At 61.3% G+C, this 21,979-nt stretch carries 20 protein-coding genes; 8 read left to right on the top strand and 12 right to left on the bottom strand.

Annotated features, from left to right (window positions below):
* Positions 1-55: 55 nt before the first annotated feature.
* From LG30_RS0109090 to LG30_RS0109055, 8 genes are all read right to left on the bottom strand, one after another.
* Positions 56-424 carry a DUF1428 domain-containing protein gene (locus LG30_RS0109090; protein ID WP_033130388.1) on the bottom strand — a complete coding sequence of 123 codons (369 nt, stop codon included), beginning with the start codon at positions 422-424 and terminating at the stop codon, positions 56-58.
* A gap of 78 nt (positions 425-502) precedes the next feature.
* A complete protein-coding gene (locus LG30_RS0109085; RefSeq protein ID WP_033130387.1) occupies positions 503-1,864 on the bottom strand; it encodes an MFS transporter in 1,362 nt (453 codons plus the stop codon).
* Between the two features lie 183 nt (positions 1,865-2,047).
* On the bottom strand, positions 2,048-2,941 hold the full coding sequence (gene cyoE / locus LG30_RS0109080) for a heme o synthase (protein ID WP_033130386.1): 894 nt from the start codon (positions 2,939-2,941) through the stop codon (positions 2,048-2,050).
* 10 nt (positions 2,942-2,951) lie between these two features.
* On the bottom strand, positions 2,952-3,284 hold the full coding sequence (locus LG30_RS0109075; protein ID WP_033130385.1) for a cytochrome o ubiquinol oxidase subunit IV: 333 nt from the start codon (positions 3,282-3,284) through the stop codon (positions 2,952-2,954).
* Between the two features lie 74 nt (positions 3,285-3,358).
* Positions 3,359-3,973, bottom strand: coding sequence for a cytochrome o ubiquinol oxidase subunit III (locus tag LG30_RS0109070; RefSeq protein WP_033130384.1), 615 nt, complete (start codon positions 3,971-3,973; stop codon positions 3,359-3,361).
* 4 nt (positions 3,974-3,977) lie between these two features.
* The gene (gene cyoB, locus LG30_RS0109065) at positions 3,978-5,954 is read right to left on the bottom strand and encodes a cytochrome o ubiquinol oxidase subunit I (RefSeq protein ID WP_033130383.1); all 1,977 of its coding nucleotides are present in this window, start codon (positions 5,952-5,954) and stop codon (positions 3,978-3,980) included.
* Positions 5,955-5,957: 3 nt separating this feature from the next.
* On the bottom strand, positions 5,958-6,986 hold the full coding sequence (gene cyoA, locus LG30_RS0109060) for a cytochrome o ubiquinol oxidase subunit II (RefSeq protein WP_081966107.1): 1,029 nt from the start codon (positions 6,984-6,986) through the stop codon (positions 5,958-5,960).
* Between the two features lie 556 nt (positions 6,987-7,542).
* Positions 7,543-7,986, bottom strand: a complete 444-nt coding sequence (locus tag LG30_RS0109055) for a carboxymuconolactone decarboxylase family protein (protein ID WP_033130381.1) — start codon at positions 7,984-7,986, stop codon at positions 7,543-7,545.
* A gap of 119 nt (positions 7,987-8,105) precedes the next feature.
* Here LG30_RS0109055 and LG30_RS0109050 point away from each other — a divergent pair, with 119 nt between their 5' ends.
* Positions 8,106-9,017, top strand: a complete 912-nt coding sequence (locus LG30_RS0109050; RefSeq protein ID WP_033130380.1) for a LysR family transcriptional regulator — start codon at positions 8,106-8,108, stop codon at positions 9,015-9,017.
* A 66-nt stretch (positions 9,018-9,083) separates the two neighbouring features.
* Here LG30_RS0109050 and LG30_RS0109045 read toward each other — a convergent pair whose 3' ends face one another.
* Together LG30_RS0109045 and LG30_RS0109040 are read right to left on the bottom strand one after the other, a co-directional pair.
* Positions 9,084-9,407, bottom strand: a complete 324-nt coding sequence (locus LG30_RS0109045; RefSeq protein ID WP_033130379.1) for a DUF3634 family protein — start codon at positions 9,405-9,407, stop codon at positions 9,084-9,086.
* 87 nt (positions 9,408-9,494) lie between these two features.
* The gene (locus tag LG30_RS0109040) at positions 9,495-10,463 is read right to left on the bottom strand and encodes a nucleoside hydrolase (RefSeq protein ID WP_033130378.1); all 969 of its coding nucleotides are present in this window, start codon (positions 10,461-10,463) and stop codon (positions 9,495-9,497) included.
* A 274-nt stretch (positions 10,464-10,737) separates the two neighbouring features.
* Between LG30_RS0109040 and LG30_RS0109035 the strand changes: the two genes are divergently transcribed.
* Positions 10,738-11,298, top strand: coding sequence for a HutD family protein (locus LG30_RS0109035; protein WP_033130377.1), 561 nt, complete (start codon positions 10,738-10,740; stop codon positions 11,296-11,298).
* 13 nt (positions 11,299-11,311) lie between these two features.
* Here the strand turns inward: LG30_RS0109035 and LG30_RS0109030 are convergent, their stop codons facing one another.
* Both LG30_RS0109030 and azu read right to left on the bottom strand, forming a co-directional pair.
* Positions 11,312-11,515, bottom strand: a complete 204-nt coding sequence (locus LG30_RS0109030; protein ID WP_033130376.1) for a hypothetical protein — start codon at positions 11,513-11,515, stop codon at positions 11,312-11,314.
* A gap of 197 nt (positions 11,516-11,712) precedes the next feature.
* Positions 11,713-12,153, bottom strand: coding sequence for an azurin (azu, locus tag LG30_RS0109025; protein ID WP_033130406.1), 441 nt, complete (start codon positions 12,151-12,153; stop codon positions 11,713-11,715).
* A 315-nt stretch (positions 12,154-12,468) separates the two neighbouring features.
* Here azu and LG30_RS0109020 point away from each other — a divergent pair, with 315 nt between their 5' ends.
* The 6 genes from LG30_RS0109020 (at position 12,469) to LG30_RS0108995 (ending at position 21,934) form a co-directional block, all read left to right on the top strand.
* The gene (locus tag LG30_RS0109020; RefSeq protein WP_052100947.1) at positions 12,469-13,533 is read left to right on the top strand and encodes an FAD:protein FMN transferase; all 1,065 of its coding nucleotides are present in this window, start codon (positions 12,469-12,471) and stop codon (positions 13,531-13,533) included.
* Between the two features lie 166 nt (positions 13,534-13,699).
* Positions 13,700-15,346: a tetratricopeptide repeat-containing response regulator gene (locus LG30_RS0109015; RefSeq protein WP_033130375.1), complete on the top strand. Its 1,647-nt coding sequence runs from the start codon at positions 13,700-13,702 to the stop codon at positions 15,344-15,346.
* A gap of 58 nt (positions 15,347-15,404) precedes the next feature.
* Positions 15,405-16,367: a pentapeptide repeat-containing protein gene (locus LG30_RS0109010; RefSeq protein ID WP_033130374.1), complete on the top strand. Its 963-nt coding sequence runs from the start codon at positions 15,405-15,407 to the stop codon at positions 16,365-16,367.
* Between the two features lie 138 nt (positions 16,368-16,505).
* On the top strand, positions 16,506-17,312 hold the full coding sequence (gene xthA, locus LG30_RS0109005; protein ID WP_033130373.1) for an exodeoxyribonuclease III: 807 nt from the start codon (positions 16,506-16,508) through the stop codon (positions 17,310-17,312).
* A 284-nt stretch (positions 17,313-17,596) separates the two neighbouring features.
* Positions 17,597-18,796, top strand: a complete 1,200-nt coding sequence (locus LG30_RS0109000; protein ID WP_033130372.1) for an efflux RND transporter periplasmic adaptor subunit — start codon at positions 17,597-17,599, stop codon at positions 18,794-18,796.
* A 9-nt stretch (positions 18,797-18,805) separates the two neighbouring features.
* Positions 18,806-21,934, top strand: a complete 3,129-nt coding sequence (locus tag LG30_RS0108995; protein ID WP_033130371.1) for an efflux RND transporter permease subunit — start codon at positions 18,806-18,808, stop codon at positions 21,932-21,934.
* Positions 21,935-21,979: the final 45 nt, after the last annotated feature.

The following is a 21,979-nucleotide window of genomic DNA, read 5'->3' as shown; positions in this document are numbered from 1 at the left end:
CTCCATGAAAAAGCCCGCCGATGGCGGGCTTTCTTCCGTTTATCTTCTGAACAAATCAGGCCTTGAGTTCCAGCACCGTACTGAATCCGCCGAAGATCATGCGGGCGCCGTCGAACGGCATCTGCTGATGCAGGGGACCGCCCGGAGCCATTCTGGGATCCTGCATCATCTTTTGCATGGCCTCGTCCCGGGTCGCCTTGTCCGGCCACTCCACCCAGGAGAAGACCACGGTTTCATCTTCTTTCGCCGCCACGGCGCGGTAGAAATCGGTCTGCTTGCCGTGGGGCACGTCGTCCCCCCAGCACTCCAGCACCCGGGTCGCACCGAGCTCCAGGAAAATGGGATCGATGTACTTCGCATGATCGATCATGGCCTGCTTGTTCGCCGTGGGCACGGCGATCACGAATCCATCCACGTATGACATGAGAGCGTCCTCCTGTTAATGAGGATCTCAGCATAGCAAGGGGGTCGGGCCATCGCCCGACCCCGCCATGGGGGGGCATCAGGCGACGATCAGCCGCTCCAGATCGCTGCGCGTGAGGTGTTTGGTGTCCACCTTCACATACACCGAATGCTCCTCACTCACCAGCAGTACGTCGCTCACCCCGTCGCAGGCGCGGATCTTCTGCTCCAGTGCCGGGCTCGCCTCAACCCCTTCCGGCAGCACGATGCGCAGGCTGCTGACATAGGGAGGTTCTTGCATGGTGAGGCTGACCCCGAGCCAGAGCAGCGCCAGGGCGGCGCAGCCACCGAACACCAGGGGTGCCCCCCCTTGGCTGTAGAGCAGGCCACCCAGGCTGCCGCCGATGGCGACCCCGATAAACTGACTGGTGGAGTAAACCCCCATGGCGGTGCCCTTGTAACCCGGTGGCGACTCCTTGCTGATGAGGGATGGCAGCAATGCCTCCATCACGTTGAAGCCGATGAAGAAGATCTGCAGCCCCGCCAGCAGGCCCCAGAGCTGCAACCCGGCCTGCCACAGCACCACTTCGGCAACCAGCATCACCAGCACACAAATCTGGAACACCAGTTTCATCTTCCGGCGCTTCTCGGCGTAGAGGATGAAGGGTACCACGCTCACGAAGGCGACCAGCATGGTGACGAGGTAGGCCTGCCACTGCTGCTCCCGGGGCAGCCCGGCCTGTTCGAGCAGCGGCGGCAGCGCCACGAAGCTCGACATCAGCAGAGTGTGCACGCAGAGGATGCCGAGGTTGAGCTTGAGCAGGCGTGGATTGGCCAGCACGGTACGAATGCCCCCCTTCACCATGGCCGACTCGCGGTTGAGCAGATGGCCCTTCGGCTCCGGCACCCACCACAGGGTGATGCCGATGCCGCCGAGCGCCAGCAGGGCGATAAGCCAGAACAGGCCCGACAATCCCAGGGCATGGGTGATGAGCGGCCCGGTCACCATGGCGATGGCGAAGGTGATGCCAAAGCTCACCCCGATGAAGGCCATCGCCTTGGTGCGATTCTGCTCCCGGGTGAGATCCGAGAGCAGCGCCATGACGGCGGCGGAGATGGCGCCGCTGCCCTGCAGGGCACGACCGACGATGACCCCCCAGATGGAGTCGCTCATGGCGGCGATGATGCTGCCAATGGCAAACATCAGCAGGCCGCCGACGATGAGGGGTTTTCTGCCGATACGATCGGAGAGCAGCCCGAACGGGATCTGCAGCAGGGCCTGGGCCATGCCATAGACACCGATGGCGAGCCCGATCAGCGTCTCGGACGCACCGGCCAGGGACATGCCGTAGGTGGTCAGCACCGGCAGCACCATGAACATGCCGAGCATGCGCAGTGAGAAGACGGAACCGAGCGCCCAGGTTGCCCGGCGCTCGCTCCTCGTCATGGTGAAATCATTCATGATGGCCTCATCAATCAGAAAAAGAGGGGGAAGAAGGAGATGGCAGCCTGCTCGGCCGAGCCACAGAAGAAAGAGCCCCGACGGGGCGGCCCCATAATAACAGAGCCGGGAAGGTTCCCGGCTCTGGATTCTACTGATTTTCCTGTGTCATATCACAACACTGGCATCCGGATTGGCGATGCCTCAGGGCAGCATGCTCACCAGCACGGGCGCTGCGTCCGGCTGGAAGTCCACCGACATCATCACGCTCAGGCAGGTGATGGTGACAATCGAGAACATGAACAGCTTGCGGGCCCAGAGGGAGTCATCGACCGCCTGCTTGTAGCCAGACAGCGCCATCCCCAACCACCAGACACTCACCGCGGTGGCGACTATCAGGTACTTGTAACCGGCATAACCGCCGAGGAACAGCATCAGGGTCGGCACCATAAAGGCCAGGATGTAGAGGGTGATGTGGTGTTTGGCCACGGAGATCCCCTTCACCACCGGCAACACCGGAATGTTGGCCGCCTGATAATCCTTGAAGCGGAAGATGGCGATCGCATAGGAGTGCGGCATCTGCCACAGGCTGAAGATCGCCAGCAGGATCAAGGCCCCCGAGTCGAACTGACCGCTCACCGCGCAGTAGCCGATGACCGGTGGCGCGGCGCCGGAGAGGCTGCCGACCAGGGTGCCATAGACCGAGTGACGCTTCATGTAGAGGCTGTAGACCCCCACATAGACCAGGAAGCCCAGCACTGCCAGCAAGGCGGCCAACGGATTGGCCGCGAAGTACAGCAGGGCAATGCCCGCAACGCCCAGCGCGCTCGCATACCAGAGCGAGACGCCAGGGGCGATCAGCCCCTTCACCAGGGCGCGATTCTTGGTGCGCTCCATGATGCAGTCGATGTCCCGGTCGATGTAGTTGTTGAACACACAGCCGGAGGCGACCACCAGTGACACCCCGACCATGGTCAGGATGAACAGGGGGACGTCCAGGCTCCCCTTGGAGGCCAGCAAGAATCCACCGATAACCGAGATGAGGTTACCGAAGATGATGCCCGGCTTGGTCACTTGCAGGTATTGCTTCATCATCACATCAACCCGCTCAGTGAATCATCATGTTGATGTTGAGGTTGTACATGATCCACAGGGAACCCACCACCACGATGGCGATGATGAGCACGGTGAAGACCAGTGCCACCAGGTTCCAGCGCTCCTCGGAGGAGGTATTCATGTGCAGGAAGTAAGCCAGGTGTACGAAGATCTGGATCACCGCCATCCCGACCACGGTGCCGAGCACCACGGCGTGGGAGGCGCTGCCGTCCATCACCATCCAGAACGGGATCGCGGTCAGGATGAGTGACAGCACGAAGCCGATCATGTAGGACTTGGCGCTGCCGTGGCTGGCGCCGTGATTGTCAACGGTATGATTGCTCATTTGTACATTGCCCCCATCAGATAGGTTCTGGCACTGCCGTGGCTGGCCCAGTAAATATCAACGGAATGACTCATTTACATGACCCCCATCAGGTAGACCACGGTGAAGACGCAGATCCACACCACGTCCAGGAAGTGCCAGAACAGGCTCAGGCACATCAGGCGAGTTCGGTTGCGCTCGGTCAGCCCCTTCTTAGAGATCAGCACCATCATCACGATGATCCAGATAAGGCCGCTGGTCACGTGGATACCGTGGGTACCGACCAGGGTGAAGAAGGCGGACAGGAAGCCGCTGCGCTGCGGGCCGAAGCCTTCGGCGATCAGGTGATGGAACTCGTAGATCTCCATGGCGATGAAGCCGGCACCGAACAGGAAGGTCACCAGCAGCCAGCCGTTGACGGCGGCTACCTTGTTCTTGTTCATGGCCAGCATGCCAAAGCCGAAGGTGATGGAGCTCAGCAGCAGCAACATGGTTTCGGCGAACACGAACGGCAGTTCGAAGATGTCCTTGCCGGTGGGACCACCGGCGGTGCCGTTGACCAGGACTGCATAGGTTGCGAACAGGGTCGCAAACAGGATGCAGTCGCTCATCAGGTAGATCCAGAAGCCGAACACCTTGGTGGCACCGGCATCGTGGTGCCCATGATCCTCATGGGCGCCGTGAATGTGATGTAAAACGTCCGTTGCCATAGCGTCAGGCTACCTTGTTGATGTTGTCGAAATGCTGACCTTCGATGCGCTCGATCTCGTCAACCTGTACGTAGTAGTCCACATCGTCGTTGAAGCTGTGGATGATCCAGGTGCCGATCATGCCGACGAAGCCGGCGATGGCCATCCACCAGATGTGCCAGATCATGGCGAAACCAAACACCACACTGAAGGCGGCGATGATGACACCGGCACCGGAGTTCTTCGGCATGTGGATGGGGGCATACTGGGCCGGCTGGCGGTAGGCGCTACCGTCTTCCTTGGCTTCCCAGAAGGCATCCAGCCCCTTGACCTGCGGCTCGATGGCGAAGTTGTAGAAGGGCGGCGGCGAGGAAGTAGACCACTCCAGGGTACGGCCACCCCAGGGATCGCCGGTCAGATCGCGGTTCTTCTCGCGGTCACGGATACTGACCACGACCTGGATCAGCTGGCACAAGACGCCGATGGCAATCAGGCCGGCGCCGCAGGCGGCCACCACCAACCAGCCGTGGTACTCGGGCTCGATGTTCTGGCTGACGCGACGGGTCATGCCCATGAAGCCCAGTACGTAGAGCGGCATGAAGGCGACGAAGAAACCGGTGATCCAGAACCAGAAGGCACGCTTGCCCCAGACGTCATCCAGCTTGAAGCCGAACGCTTTGGGGAACCAGTAGGTGATACCGGCGAAGCAACCGAACACCACGCCGCCGATGATGACGTTGTGGAAGTGGGCGATCAGGAACAGGCTGTTGTGCAGCACGAAGTTGGCGGCCGGCACGGAGAGCAGTACCCCGGTCATGCCACCGACGGTGAAGGTGATGATGAAGCCGACGGTCCACAGCATGGGCGAGCTGAACTCGATGCGGCCGCGATACATGGTGAACAGCCAGTTGAAGATCTTCACCCCGGTCGGGATGGAGATGATCATGGTGGCGATGCCGAAGAAGGCATTCACGTTGGCGCCCGAGCCCATGGTGAAGAAGTGGTGCAACCAGACCACGAAGGCGAGCACTGTGATGGCCAGGGTAGCCCACACCAGGGAGGTGTAACCGAACAGCTTCTTCTTGCAGAAGGTCGCCACCACCTCGGAGAAGACCCCGAACACCGGCAGCACCAGGATATACACCTCGGGGTGACCCCAGGCCCAGATCAGGTTGATGTACATCATCATGTTGCCACCCATGTCATTGGTAAAGAAATGGGTACCCAGGTAGCGGTCTGCGGTCAGCAGGGCGATGGTGACGGTCAGGATCGGGAAGGAGGCGATGATCAGGATGTTGGCGCACAGGGCGGTCCAGGTGAACACCGGCAGACGCATCATGGTCATGCCCGGGGTACGCATCCGGATGATGGTGGCAAAGAAGTTGACACCGGTCAGCAGGGTCCCCAGACCCGAGATCTGCAGGCTCCAGATCCAGTAATCGACCCCGACGCCCGGACTGAACTCCAGCCCCGACAAGGGCGGATAGGCCAGCCAGCCGGTCTGGGCGAATTCACCGACCCCGAGGGAGACGTTGATCAGCACCACGGCTGCGGCGGTAAACCAGAAGCTCAGGTTGTTCAGGAAGGGGAAGGCGACGTCACGGGCGCCGATCTGCAGCGGCACGACGATGTTCATCAGGCCGATCACCAGCGGCATGGCCACGAAGAAGATCATGATGACGCCGTGGGCGGTGAAGATCTGGTCGTAGTGGTGCGGTGGCAATATGCCCTCGCCCCCGGCCGAGGCCATGACCTGCTGGGTACGCATCATCACCGCATCGGCGAAGCCGCGCAGCAGCATGACCATCCCTAGGATGAGATACATGATACCGAGGCGCTTGTGATCCACAGAAGTGAACCACTCCTGCCACAGATACCGCCACTTGCCGTAATAGGTGATGAGACCGGCGATGGCCAGCCCACCCAAAATGATACCGGCTATCGTGACCATGATAATGGGTTCATGGTACGGGACAGCCTCGAGTGTTAATTTTCCAAACATCGATTATTCCTCGGATCCTGCTTTCACACTCTTGTCATCCATCGGCATGGCCATGTGCCCGGCATGATCTTCATGTCCGGCCTCTGCCATGTCTTCGTGATTCATCCCGGCCATGTCCATCTCCTCGCCCTGCTTGGCAGTGGCGTCATGTTTCATGCCTTTGTGATCCGCGGGTTTCATGTCACCCATGAACTTGTTGATCACATTGACGAACAGCTTGGGATCGGCGCTGGCGAAGTACTCCACCGGGTGGTTTTCGCTCTTCTTGGCCAGGGTATCGAACTCACCCATGGTGCTCAGCATCTTCGGCGACTGCTTCACCTTGGCAACCCAGGCGTCGAAACCGGCTTGATCCTGGGTGGCGATGGCCTTGAACTTCATGCCCGAGAATCCGGCACCGCTGTAGCTGCCCGAGATCCCCTTGTACTGACCCGCCTCGTTGGCGATCAGGTGCAGCTTGGTCTGCATACCGGCCATGGCATAGATCTGGCCACCGAGTTGCGGAATGAAGAAGGAGTTCATCACGGTATCCGAGGTTACCCGGAAATTGATGGGGGTATTGATCGGGAAGGCCAATTCGTTGACCGAGGCGATACCCAGTTCCGGATAGACAAACAGCCACTTCCAGTCGAGGGAAATAACATCGACCTGGATCGGTTTGACATCCGATTCCAGCGGTTTGTAGGGGTCCAGATCGTGGGACGTTTTCCAGGTAATGATCGCCAGAATGACGATGATAATGACGGGAACCGTCCAGACGACTGCCTCAATCTTGGTGGAGTGGGCCCAATTCGGGGTATATGTTGCGCCGGTATTGGATGCTCTGTATTTACGAGAGAATACCACCGCCATCACAATCACCGGGATCACCACGATTAACATCAGCCCGAGGGCCGTTAATATCAGTGATCGCTGTTCCAGGCCTACCTGCCCTTTAGGGCTCATCAGAGCCATGTCACAACCACTCAGCAAGCCGGTGACTGCAATCAACAGCAAAGCACCCAAACCCCTCTTCAAATCACCAGGTCTCATGCCGTGTCCTCACCTTCCGAAGGCGTTGATGTCATAAAAATGCGGCATTTTATTGCATCTGAACGGCATGTGAACAACATGAAAAATTAATCCATCAATTGTGTTTTTTGAGGCTATTGGCGTGCTACAAATGTTAAGGACTTGACAGGCCCGACTTTATCGAAGTCATAAGCTGGCAATTCATCTTTCGTTAATTACACTCCCCTTCTTTATTGCTCACTAATTGAGCGACACGTCTGCCAAGCCTTATTATTTTCATCGTCAATACCTGATCTTCCTCATTAATAACCCTTCATGAGCATTTATCCACGACTACAACCTTGATTTGGATCAGGGTATTTTCGGCTAAAAACAAAAATTAATTAATCAAACAATGGTATGATTAACTTCCAGCAAAGCCTCAAAAGAGGCCACCAATCCAGCATAAAATCCTCTCGTCTCCTCGGGACCAGATGAAAAACGGGCCTCCCTTTGAGACCCGTTACGTGCCTTATGCGACAGAATTTGCAACATTTATTGCCAGATATGCGCGGTCATGGCAGCGATAAATCCTGCCTCAGCGGTGCTGATGCTCCATTCTGGTGGCGACCGCGATCCGGTTCCAGGCGTTGATGGTGACTATCTGCATCAGGCACTGGGCCAACAAGGTTTCACCGAGTTGCACCAGCCCCTGCTGATAAGTCTCCTCGCTCAAGCCATGGTCTGCGATCCGGGTCACCTCATCGGTCAGGGCCAGCACGGCCCGCTCCCTGGCATCAAACAGGGGGGACTCCCGCCAGGCGGCCAGCGCCAGCAGGCGTTGCGGGCTCTCCTGCTGCTGCATCGCCACCTCGGCGTGCATCTCGATGCAGTAAGCGCAACCGTTGAGCATGGAGGCCCGCAACTTGATGAGCTCCTTGAGCGACAGCGGAATGTCGCTCCCGCCGAGATAGGATTCGAGGCCCATCATGGCCTTGATGGCGGCGGGGGCCTGGCTGGCAAGCTGGATACGATCTGACATGACAATACTCCCGTGAAGATGCCCGTTGCGGGCGACAGGGACATTGTTCATCTTTCCACTTATGAATAGAATATCGTCATCATCGGCAACAGTTTTGCATTAAACGCAAAGGTAACCTCATGCTGGATCGCATTCGCATCCTGGCCCAGGTGGTGGAATCCGGCAGCTTCTCCCGCGCCGCCCGCGCCCTCAACCTGGCCCCCTCCTCGGTGACCCGCACCATAGACACCCTTGAGCAGCAGCTAGGGGTACCGCTGTTCAAACGCAGCACCCGCCAGCTGGTGCTGACCGAGCAGGGAGAGTACTTCCTCGCCCGTTCGGTGCGCCTGCTGGAGGAGGCCGATCAGCTGGTGCAATCCCTCCAGCCCCTGCCGGAGGCTCCCCGAGGGCCGCTACGGGTCTCGGTGTTCGAAAGCTTCGGGGCGGCCTGGCTGGCGCCACGGCTGCCCGCGTTTCTGGCCCGCTATCCCGGGGTGCGACTCGAGATTGAGCTCGACAACCGACTGGTGGATCTCGATGCCGACAACGTGGATGTGGCCCTTCGCATCGGACGCCCGGCCGACAGCGGCCTGCATGCCCGCAAGTTGCTCACCAACCGCACCCTGCTGGTCGCCTCCCCCGGCTACCTGGCGCAACAGGGCAAGCCCGGCCACCCCGATGAGCTTGCCACCCACAACTGCCTGATCCGCGGTCAGGGGCGACAGCGCCAGCACTGGCATTTTCGGCGGGGAGCAGAGCGGCGCAAGGTCGCGGTGCAAGGCAACCTCGCCTCCGTCGGGGGCACGCCGTTATTGTGCGCGGCCCAGGCTGGCTGCGGCCTCTTGTTGCTGTCGAGCTGGATGGTGCAGCAAGGACTGGACGACGGCTCCCTGCAATCCGTGCTGCCCGACTGGCAAGCCTCTCCTTATGAGGATCGCCATGACGAGATCTACGCGGTGTTTCGCGGTGGCCGCTTCCTGAAGCCCCAGACCCGCGCCTTCATCGATTTTCTGATCGAGGCGATCGCCCCCTTGCAGGAGGAGGCCCGCTGATGCGGAGCCGGGCCAAGAACAGAAAAAAGCCGGGCAATGGCCCGGCTTTTTATTGTTCATCTGCGGCTAACGGGGCTTGCGCCCATCCGGTGCGGCAGCGCGATAGTCGGCATAGGGGAAGACGTTGCGCAGCCGCTGGGCCACGGGTTCGGGGATGGAGCGGGAGAACACCAGCCTGACGCCGTTGCCATCGCGCTGGCCCAGGATACGCCCCCGTACCGGATCCTGCAGCAGGATCTGCTTGGCCTGGGCCAGGAAGCGTGGCGGTACCGAGCCCCGCTTCACCACCAGTTTCCCGGGCTGCAAGCGGATCTCGAACAGGGCACCACGGCCCAGTTTCATCAGCCACCAGATCAGGGCAATCGCCACCAGCAAAGACAACCAGGCCATTTGACTCCTCCTTGAACCTCGTTTTCGCCAGTATAGGCCGCACCGACGCGCAATTATCGGGTGGGCATCACGCTTTGCCTATCGGCCTCAGTGCCCCTTGCCCCAGGCCACCAGCGTCTCGCGATAGAGCGAGAGCAGGGCCTGATCCCGCACCGCCACCCCGACCCGCTGGGCGGGATAGTCGGCCCACTCATCGTGGGGATGGGACTTGCCATCGAATTTTTGCAGGGTATGCCCGATGGCGGGGCCACTGTCGATGACCCGCACCGGCCCATCCCGCAGGGTGAACAGCTCGGGGTCGACCACATAGGCGATGGCGGAGGGATCGTGCACATGGCAACCGTCCAGACCGATCCGCTCCGAGTAGAAGCGCAGGTAGAAACGGCTAACGTCCCACAGGAATCGGCCCGGCTCTCCCGCCTCGTCCCGCAGGGCATCCAGATAAGCGCCGCTGAAGAAGCTCTGCTGGGTCACGTCCAGTCCGATGATCACCACGGGCCAGTCGGCAGTGAACACCGCATCCGCGGCCTCGGGATCGTCGTGGATATTGGCCTCCGCATAGGGGGTCACGTTGCCGCGATGGCCGTTGACGCCAAAGGCGCCTCCCATCACCACCACCTGCTTCACCAACTTGGTGATCTCGGGTGCCTGCGCCAGTGCCAATGCCAGGTTGGTAAGCGGCCCTATGGTCACCAGGGTGATCTCGCCGGGGGCGGCCTTCAGCGCCTCGACGATATATTGCCAGGCCGGGCGGGAGTCTGCGCTGATGCTCACCTCCCCGGCCGTCACGTCCCCAAAACCGGTGGGACCGTGCACCACTGTGGTCGGCCCGACCGGCTCGCGCAGAAGTGGTGCCGCCGCTCCCTGAGCCACGTCGGCCTTCATGCCATATTTCTGCTTGAGCCAGAGCGCGTTGTGGGTGCCATGTTCGATGGTGGCATTGCCAAAGACGGTGGTGATGGCGAGCAGCTCGATGGCGGGGTGCGCCTCGGCGAAGAGTATTGCCATGGCATCGTCGATGCCGGGATCCGTATCCAGAATGATCTTGTGGGTCATGGTGCCTCCATACGACAGAGCTGCCAGTGTAGCGGCCCATGGCCGGTTTAACAGCGCCGGGATCACAGCCTCGCGGTTTCGTTTGCTCCATCCGCACCGACTGGCGCCATTTTGAGCAGCGGCGGTGGCAAGGAGGGCGTCGCGGCTACAAAGCAGGCCAGAGTGTCGAAATAGTGGGCAACCGCACACCGCGGGGCGCGGGCCGCCTTGTGGGCCCGTCCGCGGGATGGTATCACTTGGCCTCCTTGCCCACTCCCACAGCCGAGGCGCCATAGTGATCACCCTGATTAAAGAGTCTGACCAACTGAAGATGCCCTGGAAGAACAAGCAGGGCACCACGGCCCAGATCCTCATCTCCCCCAGGGGGGCGAGTCTGGACAAGCTCGATTTTGACTACCGACTCAGCTCGGCCCCCATCAAGGGGGCAGGCCCCTTCTCCAAGTTTCCCGGTTATCAGCGCATCCTGCTGCCCATCGGCGGGGCCGGTTTCGTGCTCAACGGCCACCCTTACGCCACCTTTGAGGCCGCCCATTTCAGCGGCGATGACGAGACCCACTGCGAGCTGCTGAAGAAAGAGGTGACGGATCTGGGGCTCATCTATGATCCCGAGCGCATCAGCGCCAACGTGCGGGTGCTCAATGTGCCCTTCCCGCTGAGCCTCAGTCTGGATACAGACAAGACCTACCTCTGCCATCTGCTGAGTGGCCAGCTCGAGGTGGATGGCCGAGCCGTCGCGGTCAACGAGACGCTGCTGGTCACGGGGGAAGAGAGCATACGACTGGAGTGTCAGAAGAAGACGGCCATCGCCTTCTTTACCCTGCAGCCACTCGGCTAAACAGCAGGCAAGATCAGCGTTTGGGGGCCCGGCCCCCACTATCGAGGCAAGCCTGCATGCTGTCGTAGGGTTCATAGTACTTGGTGCGGCTGTAGTAGGTGCCGCCCTTGGGGTGGCAGATGCCGTTGCGGCTCTTCTTGACCGGGGGCTCCGCCGCCAACGCGATAGCGCACATCAGCATCAGGCAGCAGCCGAGCACCCATTTGACTGCTCTCATTCTCTCTATCCGTTCGGTTCATCGGCGGGACGCTGGCCCGTTTGCGGCCCATTCTATCTCATCGATTCTCCGGCTACCGCCGGTCAGATCATGAAAAGAGGTGCTTATTCACCGCCCTTTTCCCCGACGTAAACTCAATGCGGCAAAAATAAAAAAGCCGGGAGATCCCGGCTTTTTTCATGACGAGGACGAGCGGCTTAGTTGACCTTGAAGCTGCCCTTCATCATGGCGAAGTGACCGGGGAAGGAGCAGAAGAAGGTGAGATCCTTGCCGGCGAGGCCATCGGTCTTGAAGGTGACGCTGGCACTCTCGCCACCGCCCACCAGCTTGGTGTGCGCCAGGATCCGGGCATCTTCCTTGGGCAGGTAATCGTGATCGGCACCGGCGCTCATGCCGGCGGTGGCGACGGCCTGATAATCGGCGGTGTTCGCCAGTACCCAGTTATGACCCATGGCGGTCACCGGCATCTTGCCCGTGTGATTGAGGGTGATGGTCACCTCTTTGCAGGTGGCGGGGACGCTCATTTCCTTGAGGTTGTACTGCATGGCATCATTGCCCTCGATGACCAATGCGCACTCATCGGCCAGGGCCGGGGCGGCCAGGGCACTCAGAAACAGCAGGGTAATTACCTTCTTCATCATCTTCTCCTTTGATTGGCAATGAATGGCAACACGCTTGCCTGCAAACTCGCACCGGCGATGGGCAAAGATGCTGTCATAATCGATCTTCATTATTGTACTTAACTGTCGTCATTCGACTATGGCTTTTGCTCAAAGCTGCGGACCAAGTCACCTGTTTGAGCCCGGACACATTCAACTTTGGAACAGATTTGGCCGGTCAACACCCTGAACCGCTTAATTATTTCCACCGCCTGTACAGGCAGGAGACTCGTCAGCCCGAGCCCCCTTGGCTAAGCTGCCTTCCTGCCTAATCTTGTCCCGCGAGAATACTGGATGCGCCTCCCTTCCCAAGCCCATGTTCCCACCAAGGCCCCTGCCCTGCGCGGCCTGCTGTTAGCCCTGACGTTGCTGCTCAGTGCCTGCCAGCCCGCCTCGCCACCCCTGACCCGCATTCAGGGCAACACCATGGGTACTTACTACGTGGTGACGGTGAACGATCCTTTCCCTGGCGGCAAGGAGGCGTTGCAACGCGAGCTCGATACCCTGCTGGCACGGATGAACAAGGAGATCTCTACCTATGATCCGGGCTCCCTCATCTCCCGCTTCAATCAAAGCACGGGCAAGGAGCCCATGCGCATCCCGGCCGGCATGGCGAAGATAGTGCAGCAGGGCATAGCCGCCGGGCACCTCACCGGCGGCAAGCTGGATGTGACTGTGGGGCCCCTGGTCAATTTGTGGGGCTTTGGGCCGGACAAGCGCCCGGTCAAGCGCCCCAGCGACGAGCAGATCGCCGAGGCCCGCCAGCGGGTGGGCATCGACAAGCTGAGCCTGAGCCGGCAAGGGGAACGCTTCCTGCTCGGCAAGTCCATCCCGGATCTGTATCTGGATCTCTCCACCCTGGGAGAGGGGGCCGCCGCCGACGAGATAGCCGCCCTGCTGGAGGCCAAAGGGGTCAACAACTACCTCATCGAGGTGGCGGGCGCGGTGCGCAGCAAGGGCCATAACAGCCAGGGCAACCTCTGGCGGGTGGCCATCGTCGAGCCCTCGGACAACCCGGGCGCCATCGAAGACGTGGTTGTCCCGAACGGCATGGCGCTCAGCACCGCCGGCAGCTATCGCAACTATTACGAGCTGGATGGTCGGCGCTACTCCCACATCATCGACCCCGCCACCGGTCAGCCCGTGACCCACAAGCTGGTCTCTGCCAGCGTGCTGACCCCGACTGCGCTGGAAGCCGACGCCCTCGATACCGCCCTCATGGTGATGGGGCCCGAGCAGGCGATGGCGTTTGCCAGGGCCCACCGGCTCGCGGTCTATCTCATCGTCAAGACGGCGCAGGGCTTCGAGAGCCGGTATACCCCCCAGTTTGCCCCCTACTTGCAGCAGAAGAAGCCTTGAGCTGACATCTTCAAGCGCAGTGAGCGCCGCACACGGCGACCGGACAGCGATGATCGGTCGCCGATTTGGGAGGGAAAGCGCGGGGCAATTGCGCCATCGGATTGCCTGCCTGCGAACTTTGGTGGCACACTTCCCTTACCGCCCGTAGCGCCTTGACTCAAGACTGATGCAGACACCGGATCCCGAGCCAGAGAAGAAAGCCCAACCCAAACCCAAGCGCATCCTGCTGGTCAATGAACAGCGCTCCTTCCAGATGATGATGAAGGCGATGCTGATCAACATCGGCATCAACCGCATCACCTACATCAACTCGGCCGACGAGGCGCGGCGTCGCTGCCAGAAAGAGACCTTCGACATCTACCTGCTCGACTACGAGCTGGGAGCAGGCGAAAATGGTCGCCAACTGCTGGAGAGCCTGCGCAACCAGCAACTGATCCCGCCCCAGAGCGTGGTGATCATGGTCAGCAGCGACAGCTCGAGGGCCATGGTGCTGAGCGCCCTCGAGGCCGAGCCCGACGAATACCTGATGAAGCCCTTCTCCCAGGAGCAGTTCTCGTTTCGCTTGAAGCGGGCCCTCGCCCGTCGTCAGGCGCTGGAGAGCGTCTTCATCGCCCTCACCCAGAACGATCTGCCGGCACTCATCGCCGCCTGCGCCGCCCAGGCCGATACGGTGCCGCGTTTCGCCAACTTCTGCCGCTGCCTGCAGGCCGATACCCAGCTCAAGCTCGGCCAGGCCAGGGAGGCGCGCAGCCTGATGCGCCAACTGCTGGCCGGACAGGAGAACAGCTGGGCCCGGCTGACCCTGGGCAAGGCCTGCCACACGCTCGGGCTGCACGAGGAGGCGGTGAGCCACCTGCAGGCGACCCTCAGGAACACCCCGCTAATGGTGGAGGCACACCTCTGGCTGGCGGAATCCCAGCTCGCCCTTGGCAAGGGGGAGCTCGCCCAGCAGGAGCTGCGGCGGGCGGTGGACATATCCCCCCAGTCGGTACAGCTCTCCCGCCGTCTGGCGGAGGTCTGCCTGCTGCGTCACGACTACGGTCAGGCCAAGGATGTGTTGCTGTCCCTCATCGATCTGTCGCGCAACTCCATCCACCGCACCCCGCATTATCTCGGGGCCTATATCCAGACCCTCACCCTCTACGCCCTCAACAGCAACGACGGCTACCACATCGCCAACCTGCAAAAGCAGGTGAACTCGGCCCTGTCACGGATCCGCGATTCCCTGATGATGGCGGAGTTCAACTACCCGGTGTTCGAGCAGATCTGCCAGGCCAGGGTGCAGATCGCTCTCGGCGAGCTGCTCAAAGGGAAGAAGATGCTCTATCGCGCGAACCAGAACTGGCTGGATCAACCGGCGACCATGCCCCCCGCCCTGCTGGGGGAGACCATACTCGCGCTCTACCAGCTCGGCGAGTTCGAGTATGCCGAGAGCCTGCAGGCGCTGCTGGCGGAGGACGAGGACAGGCTGCTGACCACCTGCATTCAGGTCACCCGGGATGACAAGACGGTGCAGGAGCGGCGCCAGCGCTATCAGCAGCTCAACGACCTTGGCATCAAGGCCTATCAGGGCGGGGAGCTGGAGCAGGCCCTCGGCCACTTCCGCGAGGCGCTGCGCCGGGCCCCCGCCAATACCGGCGCCGCCCTCAACAAGATCCAGGTGCTGCTACAGCTGATGCAGAAGAACCGCAAGAGTCCGGAATTCGGCGCCGAGTGCAAGGAGACCCTGGATGTGCTGGAAGGAATCCCCTTGAATCCCGCCCAGCAGGATCGCTTCCGCAAGCTGCGCCAGGAATTTAACCAGTTCAACTAGCCAGCCGAGCCGGCGCCTCACCTATGCTGATACAGACTCAGCAAGGAGAGGCGACAGCATGGCGATGTGCCGATATCTGGTGGCGGATGGCCGCCACTGCAGCGAAGAGGCGGGGGATCACGACTTGTGCCGCTGGCACGATCCCCAGGCCGATCACCAATCCCCCGACACCGCCCAGGCGCTGGAGAACTACGTTCGCCAGGGCGGGCTCTGCCACGGCCTGCAGCTGGCCCGCGCCGAGCTGGCCGGCCTCAACCTGGTGAACAAGCAGGATCCCCAGGGCTTCCTGCTGGAGCAGTGCAACCTCTATCGCGCCAACCTGCGCGGCGCCCACCTCTACGGCATCCGCTTTCGCGGCGGCAGCCTGATGAAGGCGGACCTCAGCGACGCCAACCTGCACTGCGCCCAGCTGCACGACATCAACCTGCTCGGCCTGCGCTGGAAGAACACCCGGCTCGACAATCTGGATACCGGCAAGCGGCTGATGCAGGACAGAAAGGGGCGAAGCGAGCGGGATCCGGCGCAGGCCCGCATCTGGTTCAAGGAGGCGGAGGAGACCTACCGGGATCTGCGCAAGGCCTCGGAGGCCCAGGGCATCTTCACCATGTCCGGCCGCTACATCCAGCAGGAGCTGACCATGCGCCGGCTGCAGCTGCCGCTCTGCTCCTACCAGCGTTTCGCCTCCTGGATAGTGGATCTGTTCTGCGGCTACGGTGAGGCCCCCATGCGGGTGGTGCTGTTCTCCCTGTTGCTGATCCTCATCTGCAGCATCTTCTACTTCTTCTTCGGCCTGAGCTTCAACGGCAACCACCTCATCTACCGCCCCGAGGCGTCCCTCGAGCAGAACGCCATCTTCCTGCTCGAATGCCTCTACTACAGCGTGGTCACCTTCACCACCCTGGGCTACGGCGACTTCACCCCCATCGGCCTGTCGCGGATCTTTGCCGCCTTCGAGGCCTTCACCGGCAGCTTCACGCTGGCGCTGTTTGTGGTGGTGTTTGTCAAGAAGATGACCCGCTGAGCACTCTGCCGCCGCTGCGAAGGCCCGGCCCGGTTCACCTAGGCCGGGTCAGGCACAGCCACCCGGCCCCTGAACTTGCATCCACGGCGGATTCCTAGTCCAATAGCGACTAATAAAAACGACATGAGCATCCCGGACATGAAGATCATCTCTTTCAATATCAATGGCCTGCGCGCCCGTCTTCATCAGCTGCAAGCCATCATCGACAAGCACCAGCCGGATGTGATCGGCCTGCAGGAGATCAAGGTCCACGACGACGCCTTCCCGGTGGCCGACGTGGAGGCCATGGGCTATCACGTGGTGTTCCATGGCCAGAAGGGTCACTACGGGGTGGCGATCATGAGCAAGCAGCCGCCCCTCGAGGTGCAAAAAGGCTTCCCGACCGATCCCGAGGATGCCCAGCGCCGCATGATCATGGCCAGCTTCAAACGCGAGGACGGCTCCCTCATCAAGGTAATGAACGGCTACTTCCCGCAAGGGGAGAGCCAGGATCACGAGACCAAGTTCCCGGCCAAGCAGAAGTTCTACGAGGACCTGCAGCACTACCTGGAGACCCACCACACCCCGGACGATCCGCTGGTGCTGATCGGCGATGTGAACATCTCCCCCACCGATCTCGACATCGGCATCGGCGAGGCGAACCGCAAGCGCTGGCTGCGAGATGGCAAGTGCTCCTTCCTGCCCATAGAACGCGAGTGGATGGAGCGCCTGAAAGGCTTCGGGCTGACCGACACCTTCCGCGCCGCTAACCCCACCGAGTGCGAGCGCTTCTCCTGGTTTGACTACCGCTCCAAGGGCTTTGACGAGAACCGCGGCCTGCGCATCGATCTCATCATGGCGTCCAACGCGCTCAAGGACAAAGTGACCGAGACCGGCATCGATTACGAGCTGCGCGGCATCGAGAAACCCTCCGATCACGCCCCCATCTGGGCCTGCTTCGCCTGATGTGCCACCCGTGGGGGCCCCTGGCCCCCACGGGAATTGCCCCACGTCTTGCTGCTGTTTATCCCTTCGCCCTCCCCGTCACAGACTGTCGCGACCTCCCCTCTTCCCCAGCCCTCTCCCCCCATTGCCGCCAAGGCACAACAGCTCCGGTTCAACTTTGTCACTCCATTATTAAAAAGCCGTTATATAGCAAAGCGTTAAATGTGCAAACATGTCGTTAACAAGCCACATTGATAATAAAATTGCGCACAGCCATACGTGGCCCAATCGGCAGGAGTGTGAAGATGAAAGTTTCAGGCATCAGGAAAAATACATTCAAACGCGGTTGCATGGCCCTGGCACTGGCCAGTGTGCTGGCGGGCTGTGGCGATAACAAAGACGGCGATGCCCAGGCCCAACCTCAGGTCCCCGTGGTGGTGGCCACCGTTACCCCGGCCGATGTGCCCCTCACCACCGACGTGGTCGGCGAAACGGCCGGCTTTCGCGAGATAGAGGTGCGCTCCAGGGTGAGCGGCATACTGCTCAAACGCACCTATGTGGAGGGCCAACCGGTCAAGGCCAATCAGGAGCTGTTCCTGATCGACCCGGCCCCCTACCAGGCCGCGCTGGAGCAGGCCCAGGGCAGTCTGGCCCAGGAGCAGGCCCGCCTCAACAAGGCCCGCGCCGACCGGGAACGGATCATCCCGCTCTACCGTCGCCAGGTGGTGAGCCGTAAGGACTACGACGATACCATCGCCAACTATGAGGCGGCCGTTGCCTCCCTGCAGGCGGCCCAGGCCCAGGTAAAGGAGGCCGCGCTCAACCTTGGTTACACCCAGGTCACGGCCCCCATCGATGGCATGGCGAGCAAGAGCTCCCAGTCCGAGGGCAGCCTCATCTCCACCAGCGGTGACAATGGCCTCTTGACCACCATCACCCAGTTCGATCCTCTCTATGTGAACTTCTCCTATTCGGAGCAGGATCGCCTCATCTTCGATAATTTCCTCAAGAGTGGTCAGGTCAAGGCCAACACGGACGCCAACTGGCGCACCCATATCCGGCTGACCGACGGCTCCGTCTATCCCCAGCCGGGCCATCTCAACTTCTCCGACAACAGGGTCGATCCCCAGACCGGCACCATACGCGCGCGCGCCATCTTCGATAACAAGCAGGGGACTCTGCTGCCCGGCCAGTTCGTACGCATGACCATAGAACTGGGGGTACGCCAGAACGCCATCCTGGTGCCCTCCCGCGCCATAGTGCAATCCCAGGCCGATCGCATGGTGATGGTGGTCAATGCCGAGAACAAAGTCGAACCCAGGGTGGTCAAGCTGGGCCAGGGCATAGAGGACAAGGTGCTGGTCACCAGCGGCCTCAACCCCGGGGAGCAGTATGTGGTCGAGGGGCTGATGAAGGCCCGTCCCGGCGCCCTGGTCAAACCCGTCTCCGCCGAGCAGATGCAAACCATCACCACCAAGGTCATTGACCACAGCGCAGGCAAATAAGGAGTTCGTATGTTTTCCAAGTTCTTCATCGAACGCCCCATCTTTGCCAGCGTGATCTCGATCATCATCGTGCTGGCGGGCCTGGCAGCGATGCGCTCCCTCTCCATCGAGCAGTATCCGCAGATCACCCCGCCCGTGGTGCAGGTCACAGCCTACTATTCAGGCGCCACCCCCGAGGTCATCTCCCAGACGGTCGCCGCCCCCATCGAGCAGCAGATCAACGGCGTCGAGGACATGATCTACATGCAGTCCGGCTCCGCCTCCAACGGCCAGATGAACCTGAACGTCTACTTCAGCATCGGCACGGATCCGGATCAGGCCACCATCAACGTCAACAACCGGGTCTCGGCCGCCATGGCCCAGTTGCCCGACGACGTGAAGCAGCAGGGAGTGACGGTGCGCAAGAAGTCCACCTCCATACTGCAGGTGATCACCCTGGAGTCGCCGGAAGCCACCTTTGATACCACCTATCTCTCCAACTACGCCCTGCTCAACATCATCGATGAGCTCAAGCGTATCCCCGGGGTCGGCGATACCACGCTGTTTGGCGGCACCGACTATGCCATGCGCATCTGGCTCAGGCCGGACCGGCTGGCCCAGCTTGGCCTGACCACCAGCGATGTGGTCAGCGCCATTCGTGAGCAGAACACCCAGTTCGCGGCCGGCAAGATAGGGGCTCAGCCCACCTCGGCCCCCATCGACTTCACCTACACGGTGCAGACCAAGGGGCGGCTCGAGGATGTGACCGAGTTCCAGAACATCATCATCCGCTCCATGCCGGACGGCTCCAAGATCCGGGTGAAAGACGTGGCCAGGGTGGAGCTCGGGGGCAAGGACTATGACGTGACTGCCAAGGCCAACGGCAAGCAGGCCATCGGCATCGCCATCTACCTGCAGCCCGGCGCCAACGCGGTCGCGGTGTCGGATCAGATCAACAGCACCATGGCTTCCCTCAAGACCCGCTTCCCCCTGGGGATGGAGTACAGGATCCCCTACGACACCACTGAGTTCGTGAAGATCTCCATCGAGGAGGTGGTACATACCCTGATCGAGGCGATCGTGCTGGTGTTCTGCGTGGTCTATCTGTTCCTGCAAAACCTGCGCGCCACCCTGATCCCCTGTATCGCGGTGCCGGTGTCGCTGATCGGGACCTTCGCCGGCATGCTGGTGCTGGGTTTCTCCATCAACTTGCTGACCCTGTTCGGCATGGTGCTCGCCATCGGCATCGTCGTGGATGACGCCATAGTGGTGCTGGAGAACGTCGAGCGGATCATGCAGGAGAAGAAGTGTTCGCCCAAGGAGGCCGCCATCCTCGCCATGCAGGAGGTCTCCGGCCCCGTGGTCGCCATCGTGCTGGTGCTGTGCGCCGTGTTCCTGCCGGTCGCCTTCATGGGCGGCATGACCGGGGTCATGTACAAGCAGTTCGCCATCACCATCGCCGTCTCCGTGACCATCTCGGGTCTGGTGGCGCTGACCCTCTCTCCGGCTCTGTGCGCCATCCTGCTCAAGGAGGGACACCATAAACCGGCGCGCTTCTTCGTCTGGTTTAACGCCCAGTTTGACAAGCTGACCTCCCGCTACGTGCGGGGGGTGGCCTTCCTCAACCGCCGGGTCGGCATCGCCTTCACCATCATCGTGCTCATCCTGGCCGGGATCTATGTGCTCTTGCTGAAGGTGCCCGGCGCCCTGGTGCCCGACGAGGATCAGGGTTACCTCATCTCCTCGGTCATGCTGCCGGACGCCTCCGCCCTCACCCGCACCCAGGCCGTCGCGGATCAGTTCGACAAGATTGCCATGGCCAACCCCAACGTGCAGGACGTGGTCACCTTCTCGGGCTTTGACATACTGTCGAGCGCCATCATCAGCAACCGGGGCCTGAGCTTCATCACCCTCAAGGACTGGGGCGAGCGTCAGGGCGAGGGCCAGGACTCCTTCTCCCTCGCCAAGACGCTGCAGGGGTTCAGCGTCATGGGGCAATCCGATGGCGTCGTCGCCTCCTTCAACCCGCCCCCCATCCAGGGCATGTCCACCACGGGCGGACTGGAAGGCTATCTGCAAGATCGGGGATCGGGTGATACCAAGGCCTTCGCCGGCGAGGTGGATCGCCTGCTGGAAGCGGCCAAACAACGGCCCGAGCTGGCCAGTGTCACCACCACCTACCGGGCCAATGTGCCCCAGGTCTTCCTGGATCTCGACAGGGAGAAGGCCAAGGCGCTGGGGCTGCCCATCAACGCGGTGTTTGACACCATGCAGGCCACCTTCGGCCAGGTCTATGTCAACGACTTCAACCAGTTCGGTCGTACCTACCGGGTCCAGTTGCAGTCCGAGGCGGACTACCGGGCCCACAAGAGTGACATTCGCAACGTCTATGTCCGCTCCGACAAGGGCGACATGATCCCCCTCACCAGCCTGGTGACGGTACGCGATGCCACCGGCCCCGAGCTGGTCGAGCGCTTCAACATCTTCCCGGCGGCCAAGATCATGGCGCAGCCAGCCCCCGGCTACAGCTCGGGTCAGGCCATCGCCGCGCTGGAGCAGGTGGCTGACGAGACCCTGGGCAACGAAGCCAAGCTGGAGTGGACCGGCTCCGCCTATCAGGAGAAAGAGGCGGCAGGCAGTGCCGGCACCGCCTTTGGCTTTGGCATCATCATGGTGTTCCTGATCCTGGCGGCCCAGTACGAGCGCTGGACCCTGCCCTTCGCGGTCATCACCGCCGTACCCTTCGCCCTGTTTGGCGCCCTCTTCGCCACCTGGGCGGTAGGGCTCACCAACAACGTCTACTTCCAGATAGGGCTGGTGACACTGGTTGGCCTCGCCGCCAAGAACGCCATCCTGATCGTCGAGTTTGCGGTGATGAAACACGAAGAGGGGATGAGCCTGCTGGAATCGGCGCTGGAGGCGGCGCGGCTGCGTTTTCGTCCCATCGTCATGACCTCGCTCGCCTTCATCCTCGGTTGTGTGCCCCTGGTCACCTCGAGCGGTGCCGGCGCCGCCAGCCGTCACGCCCTCGGCTGGCCCGTCATCGGCGGCATGCTGGCGGCCACCTTCATCGCCATCTTCTTCATCCCGCTCTTCTTCCGCCTCATCATGCGGCGATCGGAGCAAAAAGGCGCTCCCGCGCCCGAGGAGAAACACTGAGACTGACGAGCCCCCGCCATGCGGGGGCTTTTTTTGCCTGCCAAT

This window comes from Aeromonas aquatica, assembly GCF_000764655.1.
GTDB classification, from domain to species: domain Bacteria; phylum Pseudomonadota; class Gammaproteobacteria; order Enterobacterales; family Aeromonadaceae; genus Aeromonas; species Aeromonas aquatica.
The sequence above is the reverse complement of the archived record's forward strand: the minus strand, read 5'-3'. Positions and strand labels throughout refer to the sequence as shown.